22 protein-coding genes and 1 pseudogene are annotated in these 20721 nt (G+C 68.2%); 15 read left to right on the top strand and 8 right to left on the bottom strand.

Features of this window, described 5'->3' with window-relative positions:
• The first annotated feature begins 2 nt into the window (after window positions 1–2).
• Window positions 3–623: a YdeI/OmpD-associated family protein gene (locus IM708_RS06385; RefSeq protein ID WP_209425506.1), complete on the top strand. Its 621-nt coding sequence runs from the start codon at window positions 3–5 to the stop codon at window positions 621–623.
• A gap of 7 nt (window positions 624–630) precedes the next feature.
• Here the strand turns inward: IM708_RS06385 and IM708_RS06380 are convergent, their stop codons facing one another.
• A complete protein-coding gene (locus tag IM708_RS06380; protein WP_209425505.1) occupies window positions 631–2610 on the bottom strand; it encodes a protein meaA in 1980 nt (659 codons plus the stop codon).
• Between the two features lie 66 nt (window positions 2611–2676).
• The gene (locus IM708_RS06375; protein ID WP_209425504.1) at window positions 2677–3207 is read right to left on the bottom strand and encodes a MarR family transcriptional regulator; all 531 of its coding nucleotides are present in this window, start codon (window positions 3205–3207) and stop codon (window positions 2677–2679) included.
• Window positions 3208–3273: 66 nt separating this feature from the next.
• On the opposite strand from IM708_RS06375, the gene IM708_RS06370 reads away from it, so the two are divergent.
• From IM708_RS06370 to IM708_RS21225, 3 genes and pseudogenes are all read left to right on the top strand, one after another.
• A complete protein-coding gene (locus IM708_RS06370) occupies window positions 3274–4224 on the top strand; it encodes an MBL fold metallo-hydrolase (RefSeq protein ID WP_209425503.1) in 951 nt (316 codons plus the stop codon).
• Window positions 4225–4229: 5 nt separating this feature from the next.
• Window positions 4230–5858, top strand: a pseudogene (locus IM708_RS06365) (FAD-dependent oxidoreductase); the annotation flags it as partial.
• 99 nt (window positions 5859–5957) lie between these two features.
• Window positions 5958–6281 carry a DUF2783 domain-containing protein gene (locus IM708_RS21225; RefSeq protein ID WP_245243048.1) on the top strand — a complete coding sequence of 108 codons (324 nt, stop codon included), beginning with the start codon at window positions 5958–5960 and terminating at the stop codon, window positions 6279–6281.
• A 58-nt stretch (window positions 6282–6339) separates the two neighbouring features.
• Here the strand turns inward: IM708_RS21225 and IM708_RS06360 are convergent, their stop codons facing one another.
• Window positions 6340–6759, bottom strand: coding sequence for a hypothetical protein (locus IM708_RS06360; RefSeq protein WP_209425501.1), 420 nt, complete (start codon window positions 6757–6759; stop codon window positions 6340–6342).
• Window positions 6759–7232 (bottom strand): cupin domain-containing protein, encoded by a 474-nt coding sequence (locus tag IM708_RS06355; protein WP_209425500.1) that lies wholly within the window; start codon window positions 7230–7232, stop codon window positions 6759–6761. Before IM708_RS06355 ends, IM708_RS06360 begins: the two co-directional genes overlap by 1 nt.
• Window positions 7233–7330: 98 nt before the next feature.
• On the opposite strand from IM708_RS06355, the gene IM708_RS06350 reads away from it, so the two are divergent.
• The 10 genes from IM708_RS06350 (at window position 7331) to paaZ (ending at window position 16830) form a co-directional block, all read left to right on the top strand.
• Entirely contained in the window at window positions 7331–7942 is a 612-nt protein-coding gene (locus IM708_RS06350; RefSeq protein ID WP_209425499.1) for a TetR/AcrR family transcriptional regulator, read from the top strand.
• Between the two features lie 94 nt (window positions 7943–8036).
• Entirely contained in the window at window positions 8037–8966 is a 930-nt protein-coding gene (locus IM708_RS06345; protein ID WP_209425498.1) for a PaaX family transcriptional regulator C-terminal domain-containing protein, read from the top strand.
• Window positions 8967–9060: 94 nt separating this feature from the next.
• A complete protein-coding gene (gene pcaF / locus IM708_RS06340) occupies window positions 9061–10266 on the top strand; it encodes a 3-oxoadipyl-CoA thiolase (RefSeq protein WP_209425497.1) in 1206 nt (401 codons plus the stop codon).
• 15 nt (window positions 10267–10281) lie between these two features.
• Window positions 10282–11259, top strand: coding sequence for a 1,2-phenylacetyl-CoA epoxidase subunit PaaA (paaA, locus tag IM708_RS06335; protein ID WP_209425496.1), 978 nt, complete (start codon window positions 10282–10284; stop codon window positions 11257–11259).
• 13 nt (window positions 11260–11272) lie between these two features.
• Window positions 11273–11557, top strand: a complete 285-nt coding sequence (gene paaB / locus IM708_RS06330; RefSeq protein WP_209425495.1) for a 1,2-phenylacetyl-CoA epoxidase subunit PaaB — start codon at window positions 11273–11275, stop codon at window positions 11555–11557.
• Complete coding sequence (paaC, locus tag IM708_RS06325; protein WP_209425494.1) at window positions 11557–12402, top strand: 1,2-phenylacetyl-CoA epoxidase subunit PaaC; 846 nt, start codon at window positions 11557–11559, stop codon at window positions 12400–12402. The genes paaB and paaC overlap by 1 nt, the downstream gene beginning before the upstream one ends.
• Window positions 12399–12917 carry a 1,2-phenylacetyl-CoA epoxidase subunit PaaD gene (paaD, locus tag IM708_RS06320; protein ID WP_348524948.1) on the top strand — a complete coding sequence of 173 codons (519 nt, stop codon included), beginning with the start codon at window positions 12399–12401 and terminating at the stop codon, window positions 12915–12917. The genes paaC and paaD overlap by 4 nt, the downstream gene beginning before the upstream one ends.
• Window positions 12918–12925: 8 nt before the next feature.
• Entirely contained in the window at window positions 12926–13999 is a 1074-nt protein-coding gene (locus IM708_RS06315) for a 2Fe-2S iron-sulfur cluster-binding protein (protein WP_209425492.1), read from the top strand.
• Between the two features lie 13 nt (window positions 14000–14012).
• Window positions 14013–14756 carry a Phenylacetic acid catabolic protein gene (locus IM708_RS06310; protein WP_209425617.1) on the top strand — a complete coding sequence of 248 codons (744 nt, stop codon included), beginning with the start codon at window positions 14013–14015 and terminating at the stop codon, window positions 14754–14756.
• A 10-nt stretch (window positions 14757–14766) separates the two neighbouring features.
• Entirely contained in the window at window positions 14767–16830 is a 2064-nt protein-coding gene (paaZ, locus tag IM708_RS06305; protein ID WP_209425491.1) for a phenylacetic acid degradation bifunctional protein PaaZ, read from the top strand.
• Window positions 16831–16896: 66 nt separating this feature from the next.
• On the opposite strand, the gene IM708_RS06300 is transcribed toward paaZ, so the two are convergent.
• From IM708_RS06300 to IM708_RS06285, 4 genes are all read right to left on the bottom strand, one after another.
• Window positions 16897–17937, bottom strand: a complete 1041-nt coding sequence (locus IM708_RS06300) for an LLM class flavin-dependent oxidoreductase (RefSeq protein ID WP_209425490.1) — start codon at window positions 17935–17937, stop codon at window positions 16897–16899.
• Window positions 17938–18105: 168 nt separating this feature from the next.
• On the bottom strand, window positions 18106–18450 hold the full coding sequence (locus IM708_RS06295; protein ID WP_209425489.1) for a hypothetical protein: 345 nt from the start codon (window positions 18448–18450) through the stop codon (window positions 18106–18108).
• A gap of 152 nt (window positions 18451–18602) precedes the next feature.
• Window positions 18603–19058, bottom strand: coding sequence for an Lrp/AsnC family transcriptional regulator (locus tag IM708_RS06290; protein WP_209425488.1), 456 nt, complete (start codon window positions 19056–19058; stop codon window positions 18603–18605).
• Complete coding sequence (locus IM708_RS06285; RefSeq protein ID WP_209425487.1) at window positions 19055–19513, bottom strand: Lrp/AsnC family transcriptional regulator; 459 nt, start codon at window positions 19511–19513, stop codon at window positions 19055–19057. The genes IM708_RS06290 and IM708_RS06285 overlap by 4 nt, the downstream gene beginning before the upstream one ends.
• Before the next feature lie 129 nt (window positions 19514–19642).
• Here IM708_RS06285 and ilvC point away from each other — a divergent pair, with 129 nt between their 5' ends.
• Window positions 19643–20665: a ketol-acid reductoisomerase gene (gene ilvC, locus IM708_RS06280; RefSeq protein WP_209425486.1), complete on the top strand. Its 1023-nt coding sequence runs from the start codon at window positions 19643–19645 to the stop codon at window positions 20663–20665.
• Window positions 20666–20721 lie beyond the last annotated feature (56 nt).

Genomic DNA, 20721 nt, shown 5'->3' with positions numbered 1-20721 from the left:
CCATGATCACCGAACTCGAGGACTACTTCACCAGGGGTTGCGGGCGCTGCGCGCGATTCGACACCGCCGACTGCTCGACCCGGAAATGGGCCGCGGGCCTGGCCGCGCTGCGCCGCATCTGCCGCGACCTGGGCCTCGACGAAACCGTGAAATGGGGCCACCCCTGCTACCGGCACGCGGACCGCAACATCGCGGTTTTTGGCGCCTTTCGCGGCGATTTCCGCCTTTCGTTCATGAACGCAGCCCTGCTCGCCGACCCCGAAGGCATCCTCGAACCCGCCGGCCCGAACGCGCAGGTCCGCTCGGTCCTGCGCTTCACCGACGCGGCCGAGGTCGCACAGCGCGAACCCGTCCTGCGCGCCTACCTGGCCGAGGCGATGGCCCATGCGCGCGCCGGCACCAAATCCCCGAAAACTAAGCGCGAGATCGATCTGCCCGACGAACTGGTCGCCGCGCTCGACGCCGACCCCGCCTTGGGCGACGCTTTCCACAACCTGACCCCCGGCCGCCAGCGCAGCTATGTGGTCAACCTGAGTGGCGCGCAGAAATCCACAACACGCATGGCCCGCATCGCGCGCTTCCGCGACCGGATCCTTGCCGGCAAGGGCGCGACCGAACGTTGATCGTTTTCTATTCGGCGGCGACCGGCCGCGCGTCGACCAGCCCGACGATGTCCATCATGATCCGGTTCAGCTCGAAATCCTTGGGCGTGTAGACCGAAGCGACCCCCATCGCGCGCAGGCGGGCCGCATCCTCCTCGGGGATGATCCCGCCCACGATCACCGGCACCTCGGCCAGCCCCTCGGCGCGCAGGCGGGCCATCAGGTCCTCCATCAGCGGCATGTGGCTGCCCGACAGGATCGACAGGCCGACGACATGCGCGCGCTGGTCGCGCACCGCTTCCACGATCTCGGCGGGCGTCAGGCGGATGCCCTCGTAATGGATTTCCATGCCGCAGTCGCGGGCGCGCGCGGCGATCTGCTCGGCGCCGTTGGAATGCCCGTCCAGCCCCGGCTTGCCGACCAGGAACGACAGCCGCCGCCCCAGGCGGGTGGACACCGCATCGACCGCCTCACGGATCGACTCCAGCCCCTCGGTCCGGTTCGACGGGTTGCGCGACACGCCCGTTGGCGCGCGGTATTCGCCAAAGGCCGCGCGCACCACCGCGCCCCATTCGCCGGTCGTCGCGCCCGCCTTCGCCGCGGCAATCGACGGTGGCATGATGTTGGCCCCGCCTTCGGCTGCGGCGCGCAGATCGGCGAGCGCGGCCTTGACCGCGCCCTCGTCGCGCGCCGCGCGCCAGGCCTGCAGCCGCTCGATCTGGTCGCGCTCGGCCTCGGCATCCACGACCATGATCGCGCCCTCGCCCGTGGTCAGCGGCGACGGTTCGGTCGTGGTGAAACGGTTGACGCCGACCACCACCGTCTCGCCGGCCTCGATCCGGCCGATGCGCGCGGCATTGGCCTCGACCAGCCGGCCCTTCATGTATTCGATCGCCTCGTTCGCGCCGCCCATCCCGTCGATCAGCTTCAACTCGGCGCGCGCGCCGTCCTTCAGCTCCGCCACCTTGCGCTCTATCGCCGGGTTGCCGTCGAAAAGATCGCCGTATTCCAGCAAGTCGGTCTCATAGGCCAGCACCTGCTGCATCCGAAGCGACCATTGCTGGTCCCAGGGCCGCGGCAGGCCCAGCGCCTCGTTCCAGGCGGGCAGTTGTACGGCGCGGGCGCGGGCGTTCTTCGACAGCGTCACCGCCAGCATCTCGATCAAGATGCGGTAAACGTTGTTCTCCGGCTGCTGCTCGGTCAGGCCCAGCGAGTTCACCTGCACCCCGTAGCGGAAACGCCGGAACTTCGCGTCCTCCACGCCATAGCGCTCCCGGCAGATCTCGTCCCAAAGTTCGGTAAAGGCGCGCATCTTGCAGAGTTCCGTCACGAACCGGATGCCCGCGTTGACGAAGTAACTGATCCGACCGACCATGCCCGGAAAATCCTCGGCCGCGACCTTGCCCTTCAGGTCGTCCAGCACCGCGGTCGCCGTCGCCAGCGCGAAGGCCAGTTCCTGCTCCGGCGTCGCGCCGGCCTCCTGCAGGTGGTAGGAACAGACATTCATCGGGTTCCATTTCGGCAGATGCTCGCGCGTCCAGGCGGCAACATCGGTAATCATGCGCAAGGACGGCTTCGGCGGGCAGATATAGGTACCGCGGCTCAGGTACTCCTTGATGATGTCGTTCTGCACGGTGCCCTGCAGCGCGGCGACATCCGCCCCCTGCTCCTCGGCCACCGCAACGTAAAGCGCCAGCAGCCAGGGCGCCGTCGCGTTGATCGTCATCGAGGTGTTCATCTGATCGAGCGGAATCGCGTCGAACAGCATCCGCATGTCGCCCAGATGGCCGACCGGCACGCCGACCTTGCCGACCTCGCCGCGCGCCAGTTCATGGTCGCTGTCATAGCCCGTCTGCGTCGGCAGATCGAAGGCCACCGACAGCCCCGTCTGCCCCTTGGACAGGTTCGTGCGGTAAAGCGCGTTCGACGCCGCCGCCGTCGAATGGCCGGCATAGGTGCGGAACAGCCAGGGCTTGTCGCGGGGCGCTGCGCGGGGCGTCTCGGTCATGGGACCTCCGATAGGCAGGCAACAAAATATCGTTCGCCCGTAAGTACGGGAAAGAATGTGTCGCTGTCAATCGCTGCGCTGCGGCGGGACCTGATTTTCGCCCGCAGCATCCGCCGCCCCGCCAACCGCCCCCGGCACGTCGAAGAGCCGCTCCAGCACCGCCAGCCCGGCATCGACCTGCCGGCGTTCCTCGGCGCTCAAGGGCGCCAGCATCGCCGCCGTCGCCGCCTCCATCTCAGGGCGCACGCGCTCGAACGCCTGCCGCCCCCGCGCCGTCAGCCGCGCATGCGCCACCCGGCGGTCCTGCGCGTCCCCGGCCCGCGTCACCCAGCCCCGCGCCTCCAGCGCCGACAGCGCGCGGCTGACCTTGGTCTTGTGCATCGGCACCCGCGCGCAGAGCTCGGTCGCCGTCAGGCTCTCGGCCTCGGCCAGGTTGACCAGCACGCGCCATTCCGGCCGGGTCAGCCCGTGGCGCCGCCGGTAGATCGCGCGCGTCGCCTCGGACGTCATCTCGGCCAGGTAGTTCAGCCGGTAGGGCAGATAGCCTTTCAGGAACATCGCGCGCGCGCCGCCGTTGATGGTTACATTCTCAACCATTATGCTTCGCCCAAACCCGATTCGCAAATGCAGCTATTGGCGCGCCCTGCGCCCGGAGGACCGAGAATGAGCAAGAGCTTCGCATCGCAAGGCGACATGGCCGAGAAAAAGACCTCCTTCACCGAGGTGGGCGAGGGCCTTTACGCCTTCACCGCCGAGGGCGACCCCAATTCCGGCGTCATCATCGGCGACGATTCGGTCATGGTGATCGAGGCGCAGGCGACCCCCCGCCTCGCCCGCAAGGTGGTCGAACATATCCGCACCGTCACCGACAAGCCGATCAGCCACTTGGTCCTGACCCACTACCACGCCGTCCGCGTCCTCGGCGCCTCGGCCTATGGGGCGCGCGAAATCATCATGTCCGACGCCGCCCGCGCCATGGTCGTCGAGCGGGGCCAGGAGGATTGGGACAGCGAATTCGGCCGCTTTCCGCGCCTCTTCCAGGGGCACGAGGAAATCCCCGGCCTGACCTGGCCCACCACGACCTTCAGCGACCGGATGACCGTCTACCTCGGCAACCGCCGCGTCGACATCATGCACCTGGGCCGCGCCCACACCGCCGGCGACGCCGTCGTCTGGGTGCCGGATCAGGAGGTGATGTTCACCGGCGACATCGTCGAGTACCACTCCGCCTGCTACTGCGGCGACGGCCATTTCGAAGACTGGGGCGACACGCTCGCCGCCATCGCCGACTACAACCCCCGCTCCATCGCACCGGGCCGGGGCGACGCGCTGGTGGGCGAGGAAATGGTCGAAAAGGCCATCGCCAACACCTGGGATTTCGTCGATTCGACCTATGCCCCGGTCAAGCGCGTCGCCGGGCGCGGCGGCAGCCTGAAGGAGGCTTGGGACGCCGTGCGCGCCGAATGCGACCCCAAATTCGCCGACTACGCGATCTACGAGCACTGCCTGCCCTTCAACGTCGCCCGCGCCTATGACGAGGCGCGCGGGATCGCGACACCCCGCATCTGGACGGCCGAGCGCGACCAGCAGATGTGGGCCGACCTTCAGGGATAAGCGCCATGACCGTTCAGGACCGCTACACGCTCGCCTACCGGACCTGGCCCTATGCGCGGGTCGCCGATCAGGACAGCGACCAGCCCGTGCGCCACCCGGTCGTCGTGGCCGGCGGCGGGCCGGTCGGCATGGCCTTCGCGCTGGATCTGGCGCTCAAGGGCGTGCGGGTTCTGGTGCTGGACGACCATGAAGGCATCGGCATGGGCTCGCGCGCGATCTGCTTTGCCAAGCGCCCGCTGGAAATCCTCGACCGGCTGGGCTGCGCTGCGCCGATGGTCGACAAGGGCGTGGTCTGGAACCTCGGCAAGGTCTTTCACCGCGACGACCTGATCTATGAATTCAACCTGCTGCCCGAAGGCGGGCACAAGTTTCCCGCCTTCATCAACCTCCAGCAGCCCTTCATGGAAAAGTTCCTCGCCGACCATGTCGGCGCGCTGCAGGCGCAGGGCCTGCCGCTGGAAGTGCGCGGCAAGAACCGCGTCGACGCGGTAGACCAGCACGCCGATCACGCCATGCTGACCGTGATGACCCCCGATGGCCCCTACAAACTCGCCGCCGACTGGGTCGTGGCCTGCGACGGCGCCTCCTCGCCCATCCGCACCATGCTGGGCCTGGGGTTCGAGGGCGAGGTTTTCAAGGACAGCTTCCTCATCGCCGACGTGCGCATGAAGGCCGAATTCCCGACCGAGCGCTGGTTCTGGTTCGACCCACCCTCGGGCGCGGGCGCCTCGCAGCTTCTGCACAAGCAGCCCGATGACGTCTGGCGCATCGACTTCCAGATCGGCTGGGACGTCGACCGCAAGGAGGAACTGAAGGAAGAAAACGTCCGCCGCCGTGTGTCCGACATGATCGGGCACGATGTGGAGTTCGAAATCGTCTGGTCCTCGATCTACACCTTCCAGTGCCGGCGAATGACGCGTTTCCACGACGGCCGCGTGATTTTCGCCGGCGACGCCGCGCATCAGGTCTCGCCCTTCGGCGCGCGCGGGGCCAACAGCGGGTTGCAGGACAGCGACAACCTTGCATGGAAGCTGAAGCTGATCCTCGACGGCAAGGCCACGCCGCGCTTGCTCGAAAGCTATGATGTCGAGCGCATCCACGGCGCGAACGAGAATATCCTGAACTCGACCCGCGCCACCGACTTCATCACCCCCAAGACCGAGGTCAGCCGCATCTTCCGCGACGCGGTGCTGGATCTGGCCGAAAAGCACGACTTCGCCCGCCCCTTCGTCAATTCCGGGCGGCTCTCGGTGCCCTGCACCTATGACGGCTCGCCCCTGAACACGCCCGATGCGCTGGAAGGCGGCCCGGCGCAGTCCCGCCCCGGCAGCCCCTGCCCCGACGCGCCGCTGGATGGCGGCTTCCTGATGGAAAAGCTGGGCGACAGGACCGGCGCGCGCTTCCAGATCCTCGCCATCGACGCGGATGCGCCCGAGACGTTCTCGGCCTTCGGGCTTGATTGCGCGGTCCTGCACCTTTCGACCGACGGCAACGACGCCCTGCGCGCCCGCTATCTGGGCGATGCGCCCGGTGGGGTCTACCTGATCCGCCCCGACCAGCACGTCGCCGCCCGCTGGCCCAACTGGGACGAGGGCGCCGCCCGCGCCGCACTCGCCCGCGCCTGCGCGCTGGAGGACACAACGGATGCCGGACTTCCCCACGGGGAAATTTCCGCGGACCGCGCGGCGCTCGGCGGACGGGTCGACATCAGCATCGGATCTCCCCGCGGCGACATGGTTAACAAAACGCTATTTCCCCGCGGGGAAACGGACCCGGGCGAGCGATCTCCCCACGGGGAAACGGACCAAAGCGGCCAATTTCCCCGCGGGGAAATCGGGGCGGCGGGACCGGATGGCGCCGGGGCCCTTGGCGGCGGGCTGAACACCACCCGCAACACCCCCCGCCCCGACGATATCTATGCGCGCCTGATCAAGGCGCATGAAGGCCGGACGCGCGCCGAAAGCGACGCCTTCAACGCCCGGCTGATCCTGACGCTGATCAACCACATCGGCGACGAGGCGGTGATCGCCGAGGCGCTGAAAGTGGCCAAAGGTTAGGGAGGGGGGCCGGGCCGGCGCAGTCGACCGCGCCGTCCCGGTCGGGTTTGGCCCGGGGTCAGAGCACCCGGCGCACGGCCAGCGCGAAAGCCACCAGGCCGCCGAAGGCTAGGATCGAGCCCAGCGCGATGAACGGCTCGGCCGCCGGCAGACCGGAATGATGCGCAGCCAGCGCCGTCACCATCACCGGCAGGCCGATATTGTGCAGCGCCACATGCCAGCGCGCCAGCATGCTGACGGCCGCGTCCGGCAGCACCGCGTAGGTTAGCCCGGTCAGGCACAGCGTCACCCAGCCCAGCAGTTGCACATGGCTATGCACGCTGCGCAGCGCGAAATCGCCCGACGCCGCCATGGCCAGCCCCAGCGCCAGCCCCGCCAGCATCCAAAGAAGCGCCGCGCCCAACTGGAGCCGCGCCACCCAGGGCAACGCCCCCGGTCTCGCGCGGCGCAGGGGCGGATCGAAGGAGATAGCCGCCATCACGCCACCTCCACCTTCGGGGGCAGCAGGGTCATGCCGACCGCCTGCGCCACCTGCATCACCCGCGCCATGTCGGGGGGCCCGGCCGGCGGCTGCGGCGCCTCGACCGTGTCATCCAGCGGCCGGCCGACGCCGGTGAAGAAGTCGACATGCATCCGCCCCGGCGCGTTGATGATCGCCAGCCGGCCCGGCACGGCGCCGGTGCAAGCGAAGGCATGGGCCGCCCCCTCGGGGACGACGACGATTTCGCCCGCACCAGCCCGGCGGGTGGCGCCGTCGATGGTGAAGTCGAACTGCCCTTCGAGGACGTGGAAACACTCGGACTCGCCGGGATGCGCGTTCATCGGCGCGCCGAGGCCGGGGGGCACCACGGCTTCAACCAGGCAGAACTTGCCCGCGACCTCTTCGGGGAGGACGCGGAATTTCAGAAGCAGCCCGAACACATCATAGGTGCGGGAAACGGGGGCAGTCATGGAAAGCTCCGGATTTGGGTTGACGGGAACGATTCGATTTGTGAGACTTGAGTATCATAATGAGACATTTGTCTCAATACCAAAAAAGCGAGACCGCCGTGTCCCAGACCGCCGAGACCCGAACCGCGCATCCCCGCCCCAACCAGCGCCAGCGCACGCGCGAGGCGATACTGGACGGCGCGCGGCAGCTGATGGCGCAGGGCGAACCGGTGACCGTGGCCGCTGCCGCCGGGTTGGTCGGGGTGTCGCGGGCGACGGCCTATCGCTATTTCTCGGACCCGCAGGCGCTGGCGGTGGAGGCCGGGCTGGACCTGCGCGTCGCCCCCTACGAGGCGGTGGTGGCCGGAACCGCCGACTTGCGCGCCCGTCTGGCGGCGATCGCGGGTTTCATGATGCAGTTGACGCTGGAGAACGAGGAGAGCTTTCGCCAGCTGATCGCCCATGCCGCCGCCGGCCCCGCCAACAGCCCGGCCCCGCGCCGCGGCGCGCGCCGCGTCGCCTATTTCCAGCGCGCGCTGGAAGATTTCGCATCCCCCCTGCCCGAGGCGCAGGCGCGACGGCTGGTGGCGCAGCTGTCGGCGGCGACCGGGATCGAGGCGCTGATCGCCTTCGTCGACATCGCCCGCACGCCGCGCGCACAGGTCCCGGCGCTGGCCGCCGAGATGGTCGCGGCGATCCTGGACCGCCACCTGGGACCGGCGGCGGGCTGACGGGCGCACGTTCCCGTTTTGCACCCCAATCCCCCTGTATCAACCGCCCGGTTTTGTGGCACGATAGGGCCATGACCCGAGGCAGGAGGCCGCCATGACCGCGCATCCCCGGCAGGGCAGACGGCCCGACCCGCTGGCCCCGATCCTGCGGGACCTGCCGTTGCGCGCGGGCGGGTTCATCGTGACACTTTACGGCGACGTGGTCGCCCCGCGCGGCGGCGAGGTCTGGATCGGCAACATCATCGAGGCCTGCGCCGCAGTCGGCATCAGCGAGACGCTGGTGCGCACGGCGGTGTCGCGGCTGGTCGCGGCGGGGCAGCTGGTCAGCCGGCGGATCGGGCGGCGCGGGTTCTACCGGCTGGCGCCCGCCGCCGAGGCCGAGTTCGCCGCCGCCGCGCGCGCCATCTACGGCCCCGAGGACCCCTGCGGCTGGCGCTTCGTCGTGCTGCCCGAGGCCGAGGCGGAGGCGCTGATGCCGGAGCTGGAGCGCAGCGGACACGCTCGGCTGCGCGCGCATCTGGCCTTTGGCCCGGCGCGGGCGGCGTTGCCGGCCGGCGTGCTGGCCTTTGCCGCGCGGCCTGCGGGGGCGCTGCCGCTGCTGGCCGGGTTCGCCGCCGGGGCCTACGACCTGGGCCATCACGCCCGCGCCTATGATGCGTTTCGCGCCCGCTTTGCACCGCTGCAGGCGGGGGCGCCGCGGCTGACCGGCGCGCCTGCGCTGACCGCGCGGCTGGCGCTGGTCCATGCCTATCGGCAGGTGCTGCTGCGCGATCCGCGCCTGCCGCCCGAGGCGCTGCCCGCCGACTGGTCCGGCCACGCGGCACGGCGGCTGTTCGCGCGGCTGTATCTGGCGCTGTCGCCCGCCGCCGATTCGCATGTCGCCGCGCAATTCGAGGCCGCCGCCGGCCCGTTGGCGGCTACGACCGCGATCACGTCGGCGCGACTGGCGGCGCTGGAGGGCGACGCCGGGTCACGCGAATCCGCGCCCGATCAGGGCCTTGCGGCGGAGGATCTGCACGAATGATTAACATGTCACACAAATTCAGGAAATTTTCGTTGATTTGTGACATATCGATGCCTATACCGTGACCGAACGGTCAGCCAATGGGGGGAGCCTGATGACTGATGCCTATCTCTGCGACGCGGTGCGCACGCCAATCGGCCGCTACGGTGGCGCGCTGTCGTCCGTGCGCGCCGACGATCTGGCCGCCGCCCCCCTGCGCGCGCTGATGGCGCGGAACGCGGGCGTGGACTGGGAGGCGGTCGACGACCTGATCTACGGCTGCGCCAACCAGGCGGGCGAGGACAACCGCAACGTCGCGCGCATGGCGGCGCTTCTGGCCGGACTGCCGATCTCGGTCCCCGGGACCACGATCAACCGGCTTTGCGGGTCGGGCATGGACGCGGTCGGCATGGCGGCGCGGGCGATCCGGGCGGGCGATTGCGACCTGATGATCGCGGGCGGGGTCGAGAGCATGTCGCGCGCGCCCTTCGTGATGCCCAAGGCCGAAGCCGCGTTTTCGCGCGCCAACGCGGTTCATGACACGACCATCGGCTGGCGCTTCGTCAACCCGAAGATGAAGGCCGAGCACGGCACCGATTCGATGCCGCAGACCGCCGACAATGTCGCCGCCGACTACGGCGTCAGCCGCGCGGATCAGGACGCGTTTGCGCTGCGCAGCCAGCAACGCTGGGCCGACGCCCAGGCCGCCGGGCGCTTTGCCGACGAGATCGCGCCGGTGACGATCCCGCAGCGCAAGGGCGACCCGAAGGTGGTCGACACCGACGAGCACCCCCGCCCCGAGGCCACGGCCGAGGCGCTGGCCAAGCTGCGCGGCGTCAATGGGCCGGAGTTGAGCGTGACGGCGGGCAATGCCTCGGGCGTCAATGACGGGGCGGCGGCGCTGATCGTGGCGTCCGAGGCGGCGGCGCAGGCGCAGGGCCTGACGCCGCGGGCGCGCATCGTCGGCATGGCGGCGGCGGGCGTCGCGCCGCGGGTGATGGGCGTGGGCCCGGTGCCGGCGGTGCAGAAGCTGATGGCGCGCACGAAACTCTCCACCCGGCAGATGGATGTGATAGAATTGAACGAAGCCTTCGCCGCGCAGGGACTGGCGGTGCTGCGGCAACTGGGCGTGGCCGACGACGACGCGCGCGTGAACCCCAACGGCGGCGCCATCGCGCTGGGCCATCCGCTGGGCATGTCGGGCGCGCGGCTGGTCGGCACGGCGATGTGGCAGTTGCAGCGGACCGGCGGGCGCTACGCGCTTTGCACGATGTGCGTGGGCGTGGGTCAGGGCATCGCGCTGATCATCGAACGGATCTGACGGAAGGGAACGACCATGTACGCACAGATGGTGAAATCCGAAGCCACCAACGACGACCCGGCGCTGCTGGAGGCGTTCCAGGCGCGGGTCGACGCAAACGAGAAGATCGAGCCCAAGGAATGGATGCCCGAGGGGTACCGCAAGACTCTGATCCGCCAGATCGGCCAGCACGCGCATTCCGAAATAGTGGGCCAGTTGCCCGAGGGCAACTGGATCACCCGCGCGCCGACGCTGGAGCGCAAGGCGATCCTGCTGGCCAAGGTGCAGGACGAGGCGGGGCATGGCCTTTACCTCTACTGCGCGGCGGAAACGCTGGGAATCAGCCGCGACGAGATGACCGAGATGTTGCTCTCGGGGCGGATGAAGTATTCGTCGATCTTCAACTACCCGACGCTGACCTGGGCCGATATCGGCGCCGTGGGCTGGCTGGTCGATGGCGCGGCGATCATGAATCAGGTGCCGCTGCAGCGCACCAGCTTCGGCCCCTATTCGCGCGCCATGATCCGCATCTGCAAGGAGGAGTCGTTCCACCAGCGGCAGGGCTACGACATCATGATGAAGATGGCCAAGGGCACGCCCGAGCAAAAGGAAATGGCGCAGGATGCGCTCAACCGCTTCTGGTATCCCTCGCTGATGATGTTCGGCCCGTCGGACAAGGACAGCGTGCATTCGGCGCAGTCGATGGCCTGGAAGATCAAGATCAACACCAATGACGAGTTGCGCCAGAAGTTCGTCGACCAGACCGTGCCGCAGGCCGAATATCTGGGCCTGACCGTCCCCGACCCCGAGCTGAAGTGGAACGAGGAGAAGGGCGGCCACGATTTTTCGGAACCCGACTGGTCGGAATTCTACGACGTGCTGCAGGGCAACGGCCCCTGCAACCGCGACCGGATCGAGGCGCGGCAGAAGGCCTGGGAAGACGGCGCCTGGGTGCGCGACGCGATGGTCGCGCATGCCGAGAAACGCGCCGCCAAGCGCATCGCGACCGAGTGAGGGAGGCAGAGACATGTCCAGCGAATGGCCCCTTTGGGAGGTCTTCATCCGCGGCCAGCACGGGCTGAACCACCGCCATGTCGGGTCGCTGCACGCGCCCGATGCCGAGATGGCGATGAACAACGCCCGCGACGTCTATACCCGCCGCAACGAGGGCGTCTCGATCTGGGTGGTGCGGTCCGCCGACATCACGGCGTCGAGTCCGTCCGACAAGGGCCCGATGTTCGAGCCGTCGAATTCGAAAGTCTACCGCCACCCGACCTTCTACGACATTCCCGATGAAGTGGGGCATATGTGATGCCGTCGCTGCCTGACATCATGACCCCCGACGCCGAGGCGCTGGCGAAGGCCGCCGGCAAGGGCCGGCGGGTGACGCTGCCGGCCGGCTCGCCGGAACACGACCTCTTCACCGGGCTCACGCGGATGGGCGACAACACGCTGATCCTGGGCCACCGGGTCAGCGAATGGTGCGGCCACGCGCCGGTGCTGGAGGAGGACATCGCGCTGGCCAATGTCGCGCTGGACATGATCGGCCAGACGCAGCTGTGGCTGGGCTTGGCGGGTACGGTCGAGGGGCACGGCCGCAGCGCCGATGACCTCGCCTTCCTGCGCGACGCCTGGCATTTCCGCAACCTGCTGCTGGTCGAACGCCCGAACCGCGATTTCGGCCATACGCTGATGCGCCAGTTCCTGTTCGACGCCTGGCACCAGCCGATGCTGAAGGCGCTGGAGGGATCGAGCGACGACCGCATCGGGGAAATCGCGCTGAAGGCCGGCAAGGAGGTCGCCTATCATCTGGAGCGCTCGGCCGATCTGGTGATCCGGCTGGGCGACGGGACCGAGGAAAGCCACGCCAAGATGAAGGACGCGCTTGAGCGGCTCTGGCCCTATGCGGGCGAGATGTTCCTGGCCGACGAGGTCGATGTGCGGCTGGCGCATGAGGGGCTGATGCCCGACCCCGCCGGCATCCGCCCCGCCTGGGACGAGACCGTGGCCGAGATATTAGCCGAAGCCACCCTCAACCGCCCCGACAGCGATTTCGCCCACAAGGGCGGCAAGCAGGGCCGGCATACCGAGGATCTGGGCCATCTGCTGACCTCGATGCAATGGCTGCAGCGCGCCTATCCCGGCGCCACGTGGTGACTGCCGTGCAGCCGGACACCGACACCGTCTGGCACTGGCTGTCCGAGGTGCCCGACCCCGAGATCCCGGTGATCTCGATCACCGAACTGGGGATCGTGCGCGATGTCGACTGGCGGGGCGACACGCTGGTGGTCACCGTGACGCCGACGTATTCGGGCTGCCCGGCGACCAGCGTCATCAATTTCGAGATCGAGCAGAAGCTGCGCGAGAAGGGCATCGAGCGGATCGAGTTGAAGCGCCAGCTCTCGCCCCCCTGGTCCACCGACTGGATCGCCGAGGAGGCGAAGGAGAAGCTGCGCGCCTACGGCATCGCCCCCCCGATCGAGGGCACCGCCGCCGAGGGCGTGGTCGCCGGCCGCGTCCGCCGGCTGACCGGCGAGCCGCTGACCATCCCCTGCCCGCGCTGCGGATCGCCGGACACGCGGCTGGTCAGCCAGTTCGGATCGACCCCCTGCAAGGCGGCGTACCAGTGCAACGCCTGCCTGGAACCCTTCGACTACTTCAAATGCATCTGAGGCAATAGATGGCCCGTTTTCTTCCCCTCGAGGTGATCGACGTCAAGAAGGACACGCGCGACGCGGTGGTCGTGACGCTGCGCCCGAAGCCCGATGACGCCGACCGCTTCGCCTTCACCCAGGGCCAGTACCTGACCTTTCGCCGCGACTTCGACGGGGCCGAGTTGCGGCGGTCGTATTCGATCTGCGCGGGGCTGGACGAGGGCAGCCTGAAGGTCGGCATCAAGCGCGTCGATGGCGGGGCGTTTTCCACCTGGGCGAACGAGAACCTGGCCCCCGGCGAAGTGCTGGAAGCCATGCCGCCGATGGGCAACTTCCACCTGCCGCTGGACCCGTGGCAGGGCCGCCACTACCTGGGCTTCGCCGGCGGGTCCGGCATCACGCCGGTGCTGTCGATCCTCAAGACCGTGCTGGAACGCGAGCCGAAGTCGCGCTTCACGCTGGTCTATGCCAACCGCCAGATCAGCTCCATCATGTTCCGCGAGGAACTGGAGGATCTGAAGAACACCCACCTCGGCCGGCTTTCGGTCCTGCATGTGCTGGAATCCGAGGGGCAGGAGATCGACCTTTTCGCCGGCCGCGTCGACGCCGAGAAGATGCAGGCGCTTTTCACCCATTGGCTGGACCCGACATCGGTCGATGCGGCCTTCATCTGCGGGCCCGAGCCGATGATGCTGGCCATTGCCGCGTCCTTGCGCGACCACGGCCTGACCGACGCGCAGATCAAGTTCGAGCTTTTCGCCAGCGGCCAGCCGGGCCGCGCGAAGAAGAAGGCCGTCAGCCAGCAGGCCGACAGCGCCGAGGCCTGCGAGGCGACGGTGACGCTCGATGGCACCACCCGCACCTTCCGCATGCCGAAGACCGGCGAAAGCCTGCTCGATGCCGCGCTGGGGGCCGATCTGGACGCGCCCTATGCCTGCAAGGCCGGGGTCTGCTCGACCTGCCGCGCCAAGGTGCTGGAGGGCGAGACCGAGATGCGCGTCAACCACGCGCTGGAGGACTACGAGGTCGAACAGGGCTACGTGCTGACCTGCCAGTGCTACCCGCTTTCCGACCGCATCACCGTCAGCTACGACCAGTGAGGCCGCCATGGACATGACGATCGAGGACTATCTGGCCCAGGGCGGCAAGCTGACGTCACCGGGGAACGTGCCGCCGCGCTACCGGGGCGAGTTGCTGCGCCTGATGGCGACCTTCGTCGACAGCGAACTGGCGGGATCCGCGGGCTTTGCCGACACGATCAACGACGCGCCGGGGATAAAAAGCCGCATCGCCGCCGCCCGGATCGTGCTGGAAAAGGCCGACCATGCCGAGCGCGTGCTGAAGATCATGGCCGAATTCGGCGCCAATACCGACCGCTACGAGGGCGTGCACCCCTGGACCGCGCGGCTGGCGCGCGACGCCGATATCGGCGCCTCGCGCCAGGGCGGCGACATGCGCCTCTCGGTCTTTCACTACCCGTTGCAGGGCTGGGTCGATGCGGTGGTGATGAACGTCCTGCAAGGTGCGGCGGCGGTGATCCAGCTTCGGGAATTCGCGAAGATCTCCTACCAGCCGCTGGCCGAGGTCTTTCGCGCCGTCGCCCCGCGCGAGGCGCGCCATTATGAGTTGGGCTGCGAAGGGCTGGCGAAGATCGTCGAGACCGACGATGGCCGCGAGCAGGCGCGCGCCTCGCTCGCCTACTGGACCCCGCGCGTCGAGGCCGGCTTCGGCCCGCCGAAATCCACCCGCTTCGACACGCTTTCCCGCTTCGGCCTGCGGCACCGCCCGAACGCGGCGCTGCTGGCCGACTGGCGCGCCGAGACCGGCAAGCTGCTTTCGGACCTCCACCTGACCTGAGGACGGCCCCATGACCGACCAGACCCCGATCCGCCTGAAAAGCTACCTCAGCGGCGAATGGCAAGCCGGCAGTAGCGACGGCAAGGAGTTGCGCGACGCCGCCACCGGCGAGGTCGTGGCCCTGATCGACGCCGCCGGCCTCGACATGGGCGAGGCGCTGGACCACGGCCGCCAGGCGGGCGCGAAGCTGCGCGCCATGTCCTTCCACGAACGCGCGCTGATGCTGAAGGCCCTGGGCCAGGAACTGATGGCGCAGAAGGACGACTTTCACGCGCTGTCGCTGGCCACCGGCGCGACACCGAAAGACGGCTGGGTGGATATCGAGGGCGGCATCGGCACGATGCTGGGCTACGCGTCGAAGGCCCGGCGCGAACTGCCCAACACGCGCGTCCTGACCGAGGGCGACGTGGAACCGCTGGCCCGCGACGGCAGCTTTTCCGCCCAGCACATCCTGACCCCGCTGCAGGGCGTCGCGGTCCACATCAACGCCTACAACTTCCCCTGCTGGGGGATGCTGGAAAAGTTGGCTCCCACGCTGATCGCCGGGATGTCCGCGATCGTCAAACCCGCCAGCCAGACCGCGTATCTGACCGAACTCATGGTCCGCCGGATCATCGCCACCGGCCTTCTGCCCGAGGGCGCGCTGCAACTCATCTGCGGCTCGGTCGGCGATCTGCTGGATCACATGACCGGGCAGGACGTCGTCACCTTCACCGGCTCGGCCAGTACCGGGCAGAAGCTGCGCACCCATCCCGCGATCATCGCCAATGCGACCCGCTTCACGATGGAGGCCGACAGCCTCAACGCCTCCATCCTCGGCCCCGACGCCACACCCGGCACGCCCGAATTCGACCTCTTCATCCGCGAGGTGGCGGCCGAGATGACCGTCAAGGCCGGCCAGAAATGCACCGCCATCCGCCGCGCCTTCATCCCGCGCGCCCAGGTCCTGGCCGTGCGCGATGCGCTGGCCGAACGGCTGGCGAAACTCCCCGCCGGCCTGCCGGGCGACGCAGGCACGCGCATGGGCGCGCTATCCAGCCTCGATCAGCGCGAGGAGGTTCGCGCCCGCATTCGCGACCTGCAGGCCGACGCCGAGATCGTCATCGGCGACCCCGCCCAGGTCACGACCCTGACGGGCGATCCCGACCGCGGCGCCTTCCTCAACCCCGTCGTCCTCTACTGCGACCGCCCCGGCGCGGCGCAGGCGGTGCACGATGTCGAGGCCTTCGGTCCCGTCGCCACGCTCATGCCCTATGACGACCTCGATCAGGCCGTCGCCCTCACCCACCGCGGCAAGGGCTCGCTCGTGGCCTCGGTCTTCACCGACGACCCGAGGGTGGCGGAAGCCGCCGTCCTCGGCATCGCCCCCTTCCACGGCCGCGTGCTGATCGGCAACCGCGCCAGCGCGAAAACCTCCACCGGCCACGGCTCGCCCCTCTACATGCTCACGCACGGCGGCCCGGGGCGCGCCGGCGGCGGCGAGGAGTTGGGCGGCATCCGCGGCGTCAAGCATTTCATGCAGCGCACCGCGGTGCAGGGCACGCCGCGGCTGCTGTCGGCGGTCACGGGCCGATGGACCGAAGGCGCCGACACCCGCGCCGACACCCACCCCTTCCGCAAATCGCTGGCCGATCTGCGCATCGGCGACCAGTTGGTGACCGGCACCCGGCAGGTCACGCTCGACGATATTGAGCATTTCGCAAACTTCACCGGCGACACCTTCTACGCCCACATGGACGAGGATGCCGCCCGCGCGAACCCCTTCTTCGAAGGCCGCGTCGCGCATGGCTACCTGATCGTGTCCTTCGCCGCCGGCCTCTTCGTCCAGCCCGATCCGGGCCCGGTGCTGGCCAACTACGGCGTCGACAACCTGCGCTTCCTGACCCCGGTGAACCCCGGCGACACCCTTGGCGTCCGGCTGACCTGCAAAGAGATCAACCCCCGCGAAGGCGCCGATTACGGCGAGGTGCGCTGGGACTGCCAGGTCACCAACCAGAAGGAAGAGGTCGTCGCGCAATACGATGTGCTGACCATGGTCGCGAAAACCTGGCCGCAGGCCCAGCCCGCCGCCTGACCCTTCATCTGTCCGGAAATATCCTCCGGGGGGTGCGGGGGGCAGACAGCCCCCCGCCTTCCCGCCTCAGGCGGCTTCCTGCTCGGCGAGCATCTCGCGCACGATCGGGATCACCTTCTCGCCGTAAAGGCGCAGGCCTTCCATCAGGTCGCCATGCGGTTGCGGCCCGGTTGCGTACTTCAGGTCGAACCGGTCGATCCCCAGCCCCTTCACCGTGCGCACGATCTTGCGCGCGACCGTGTCCGGCGAGCCGACGAAAAGCGCGCCATGCGCCACCTCGCCGATGAACCGGTCCTTGGTGACCGGCGGCCAGCCGCGCTCGCGCCCGATGCGGCCGAACATCGCCTGGTAATGCGGCCAGAGCGATTCGCGCGCCGCCTCGTCGGTCTCGGCCACGAAGCCGGGTGAATGCACCCCGATCGGCCGCGCCGCCTGCCCGGTCTGCGCGATCGCGCGGTGATAGAGGTCGACGAAGGGCCGGAATCGCAGCGGGTCGCCGCCGATGATCGCCAGCATCAACTGCAGATCGTGGCGCACCACGCGCAGGACCGACTCGGGGCTGCCGCCGACGCCCACCCAGGTGGTCAGCGGCTGGCCCAGCCGCGGATAGACCCGCGCCTTCGACAGCGGCGCGCGCGTCTTGCCCTGCCAGCTCACCTTCTCCTCGCGCAACAGCCGCGCGAAGATCTCCAACCGCTCCTCGAACAACTGGTCGTAGTCCTGCATGTCATGCCCGAAAAGCGCGTAGCTCTCGCTGAAGGACCCGCGGCCGAGGATCGCCTCGGCCCGCCCGTTCGACACGGCGTTCAGGGTGGAAAACCGCTGGAACACCCGCACCGGGTCGTCGGTGGACAGCACCGTCACCGCGGTGCCCAGCTTGATGCGGCGCGTGTGCCCGGCAATCGCCCCCAGAACGATCTCGGGCGCCGAGATGGCGAAATCGTCGCGGTGATGCTCGCCCAGGCCGATGAAGTCGATGCCTAGATCGTCGGCCAGCACCGCCTGGTCCACGACATCGCGCAGCACCTGATCCATGGGTTTCAGCTTGCCGTCAGCGCCCAGGCTGACATCCCCGAACGTGTCGAGGCCGAGTGAGACTTGGGACATGATCGCCTCCTGTTGCGAAGTTGCGACCAAGATAGGCATCCGACCCCGCCGCGCCTATCCCCGTCCGCGCACTGTCCATGTGCGCGGCCGCGCAGGCGGCTGCTGCCTTCCGTCCATCCTGAGCCACAAGATCTCCTCAGCCGAGAAGGCGGCGACCCCTTCGGGACATCAGAAACCGCGGTCGCGATGCTTTCGGAGCTTCTTGACGCGATGGCGACAATAGGAATCTATCTGGCGAAAAAGCGGGGATCGTCTGTCAAAGTCGAGATGCGTCATCGACACGATGAAGGGGGTGCTGCTGTCTGGCCCTCCGATATCCAGGCGGCAGGTAATCCCTCCTTCGTCTCCCATGTAGAAGACCTCCGTCACCATGCATCTGGCGGGCAGCCTCGTCCCCGGCGCCTGCTTCGACAGTACCTTGCTCAGGTTCGGTGACAGCCGGGCTTCCAATGGCAGCAAGGCCTTCATTTCCGCAAGGAGGCGTTGGGTCTTGCCAGGGTCGTCGATCGTCACGTTCTTTGCCTTCCATCATCATCGAAGGGCGGTCAGGTCTGCCGAGACCGTCTGGTAATGACCCTTCGCGCCGACACGGTTCGCTTGGCGCCCGCGGAACGGGGGCGGGTGGGTGGGCCGTTCCGCGGGCGCCAGGCGAACCGCCCACCACGTCAGAGGGGTCCCGGCCGCCGCTCCTCGCTCAAGAGCACATTGGCATCGACCTGCCCCACCCCCGGCAGCGTCATGATCCGCCGGCGCAGCACGCGCTCGAAATCGCTGATGTCGCGGGCCACCACGCGCAGGCGGTAATCGTAGACGCCCAGCACATGCTGCACCGTCTGCACCTCGGAGATCGCCGCCACCGCGCGCTCGAAATCGTCAAGACTCACGCGCCCCTTGGTCGCCAGCTTCACGCCCAGAAAGACGGTGACTCCGAATCCCAGCGCCTCGCGGTCCAGCACCACGCGGCGCGTGCGGATCGCGCCCGCCTCCTCCAACTTCTTCATGCGCCGCAGGATGGCGGGGGGGCTCAGGTTGGTATCGCCCGCCAGCGCCTTCGCGCTCTGCGTGGCATCGGCCTGCAACCCGCGCAGGATCGGTCCGTCCAGGGGATGGGGCTTGATCATAGCGGCAGGATCTCCTGGTCCTTGATGACGGCGACATGCATCAGCGCCTCGATATCGGCGATATGCGGCAGGGTCAGGATGCGCTCGCGGTAGATCTGCTGATAATGCGCCATGTCGCGGGCAATGACGTTGAGCCGCACATCGACGCGGCCCAGGAAGGTCTGGATCTCGATCACCTCGGGCACCTCGCGCGCGGCCTCCAGAAAGTCGTCGAAGGCCCGCGGGTTGGTCTTGTCGAGCGTGAAGCGCAAGCTGACCTCGACCTCCCATCCCAGCCGCCGCCAGTCAATCACCGCCTGCACGCCGCGGATCACGCCGCTGGCGCGCATTCGCTCCAGCCGCCGCCAGCAGGTCGCCAGCGTTACCCCGGCCTGTTCGGCCATCTCCGCCATCGCCATCGCCGGGTCCGCCTGGTACCGGCGCAGGATGCGTAAGTCCGTCTCGTCAATTCGCATGATTCTTTTCATATTCGGGCCGTTTCGCGTTTCCAGTTTGCACGTTTGGCTGTGAATCGTCAAAATTTGGACACTTCGGCGGCCCGAGGGGCGCTATGTTCGCATGCGAACAAACCCTCGGAGGAAACCATGCGCGTTTATTACGACCGCGACTGCGACATCAACCTGATCAAGGACAAGAAGGTGGCGATCCTGGGCTACGGCAGCCAGGGCCATGCCCACGCCCTGAACTTGCGCGACTCGGGTGCCAAGAACGTCGTCGTCGCGCTGCGCGACGGCTCCCCCAGCGCCAAGAAGGCCGAGGGCGAGGGCCTGCAGGTCATGGGCATTGCCGAGGCCGCCGCCTGGTGCGACCTGATCATGTTCACCATGCCGGACGAGTTGCAGGCCGCAACCTACAAGGCCCATGTCCATGACAACCTGCGCGAAGGTGCCGCGATCGCCTTCGCCCACGGCCTGAACGTCCATTTCGGCCTGATCGAGCCCAAGCCCGGCGTCGACGTCATCATGATGGCCCCGAAAGGCCCCGGCCACACCGTGCGCGGAGAGTACGCGAAAGGCGGCGGCGTGCCCTGCCTCGTCGCCGTCCACCAGGACGCCACCGGCCGGGCGATGGAACTGGGCCTTTCCTATTGCGCCGCCATCGGCGGCGGCCGCTCGGGCATCATCGAGACCGACTTCCGCCAGGAATGCGAAACCGACCTCTTCGGCGAGCAGGCGGTGCTCTGCGGCGGTCTGGTGGAGCTGATCCGCATGGGCTTCGAGACTCTGGTCGAGGCCGGCTACGAGCCCGAGATGGCCTATTTCGAATGCCTGCACGAGGTGAAGCTGATCGTCGACCTGATCTACGAGGGCGGCATCGCCAACATGAACTACTCGATATCGAACACCGCCGAATACGGCGAATACGTCTCGGGCCCCCGCATCCTGCCGCGCGAGGAAACCAAGCGCCGCATGAAGGAGGTCCTCAGCGACATCCAGACCGGCAAGTTCGTGCGCGACTTCATGCAGGAAAACGCCGTCGGCCAGCCCAGCTTCAAGGCGACCCGCCGCCTGAACGACGCCCACCAGATCGAACAGGTCGGCGAGAAGCTGCGCGGCATGATGCCTTGGATCGCCAAGGGCAAGATGGTCGACAAGGCGCGCAACTGAGCGGCGGAATAGGGGGCCGGGCGTAAGTCCGGAACGGAGGGGCGGGCGCGCGGGTC

Source organism: Pararhodobacter sp. SW119 (assembly GCF_017811755.1).
Classification (GTDB): Bacteria; Pseudomonadota; Alphaproteobacteria; order Rhodobacterales; family Rhodobacteraceae; genus Pararhodobacter.
Note: the sequence above shows the minus strand (reverse complement) of the source record. Positions and strands in the feature narration are given on the sequence as shown.

Coding starts and splice junctions, on each gene's coding strand:
- IM708_RS06380 (WP_209425505.1), bottom strand. CDS start 2,610: ATGACCGAGACGCCCCGCGCAGCGCCCCGCGACAAGCCCTGGCTGTTC.
- IM708_RS06355 (WP_209425500.1), bottom strand. CDS start 7,232: ATGACTGCCCCCGTTTCCCGCACCTATGATGTGTTCGGGCTGCTTCTG.
- IM708_RS06285 (WP_209425487.1), bottom strand. CDS start 19,513: ATGCGAATTGACGAGACGGACTTACGCATCCTGCGCCGGTACCAGGCG.
- IM708_RS06385 (WP_209425506.1), top strand. CDS start 3: ATGATCACCGAACTCGAGGACTACTTCACCAGGGGTTGCGGGCGCTGC.
- IM708_RS06290 (WP_209425488.1), bottom strand. CDS start 19,058: ATGATCAAGCCCCATCCCCTGGACGGACCGATCCTGCGCGGGTTGCAG.
- ilvC (WP_209425486.1), top strand. CDS start 19,643: ATGCGCGTTTATTACGACCGCGACTGCGACATCAACCTGATCAAGGAC.
- IM708_RS06345 (WP_209425498.1), top strand. CDS start 8,037: ATGACCGCGCATCCCCGGCAGGGCAGACGGCCCGACCCGCTGGCCCCG.
- IM708_RS06300 (WP_209425490.1), bottom strand. CDS start 17,937: ATGTCCCAAGTCTCACTCGGCCTCGACACGTTCGGGGATGTCAGCCTG.
- paaB (WP_209425495.1), top strand. CDS start 11,273: ATGTCCAGCGAATGGCCCCTTTGGGAGGTCTTCATCCGCGGCCAGCAC.
- paaZ (WP_209425491.1), top strand. CDS start 14,767: ATGACCGACCAGACCCCGATCCGCCTGAAAAGCTACCTCAGCGGCGAA.
- IM708_RS21225 (WP_245243048.1), top strand. CDS start 5,958: ATGGTTAACAAAACGCTATTTCCCCGCGGGGAAACGGACCCGGGCGAG.
- pcaF (WP_209425497.1), top strand. CDS start 9,061: ATGACTGATGCCTATCTCTGCGACGCGGTGCGCACGCCAATCGGCCGC.
- IM708_RS06315 (WP_209425492.1), top strand. CDS start 12,926: ATGGCCCGTTTTCTTCCCCTCGAGGTGATCGACGTCAAGAAGGACACG.
- paaC (WP_209425494.1), top strand. CDS start 11,557: ATGCCGTCGCTGCCTGACATCATGACCCCCGACGCCGAGGCGCTGGCG.
- IM708_RS06310 (WP_209425617.1), top strand. CDS start 14,013: ATGACGATCGAGGACTATCTGGCCCAGGGCGGCAAGCTGACGTCACCG.
- IM708_RS06360 (WP_209425501.1), bottom strand. CDS start 6,759: ATGGCGGCTATCTCCTTCGATCCGCCCCTGCGCCGCGCGAGACCGGGG.
- paaA (WP_209425496.1), top strand. CDS start 10,282: ATGTACGCACAGATGGTGAAATCCGAAGCCACCAACGACGACCCGGCG.
- IM708_RS06375 (WP_209425504.1), bottom strand. CDS start 3,207: ATGGTTGAGAATGTAACCATCAACGGCGGCGCGCGCGCGATGTTCCTG.
- IM708_RS06370 (WP_209425503.1), top strand. CDS start 3,274: ATGAGCAAGAGCTTCGCATCGCAAGGCGACATGGCCGAGAAAAAGACC.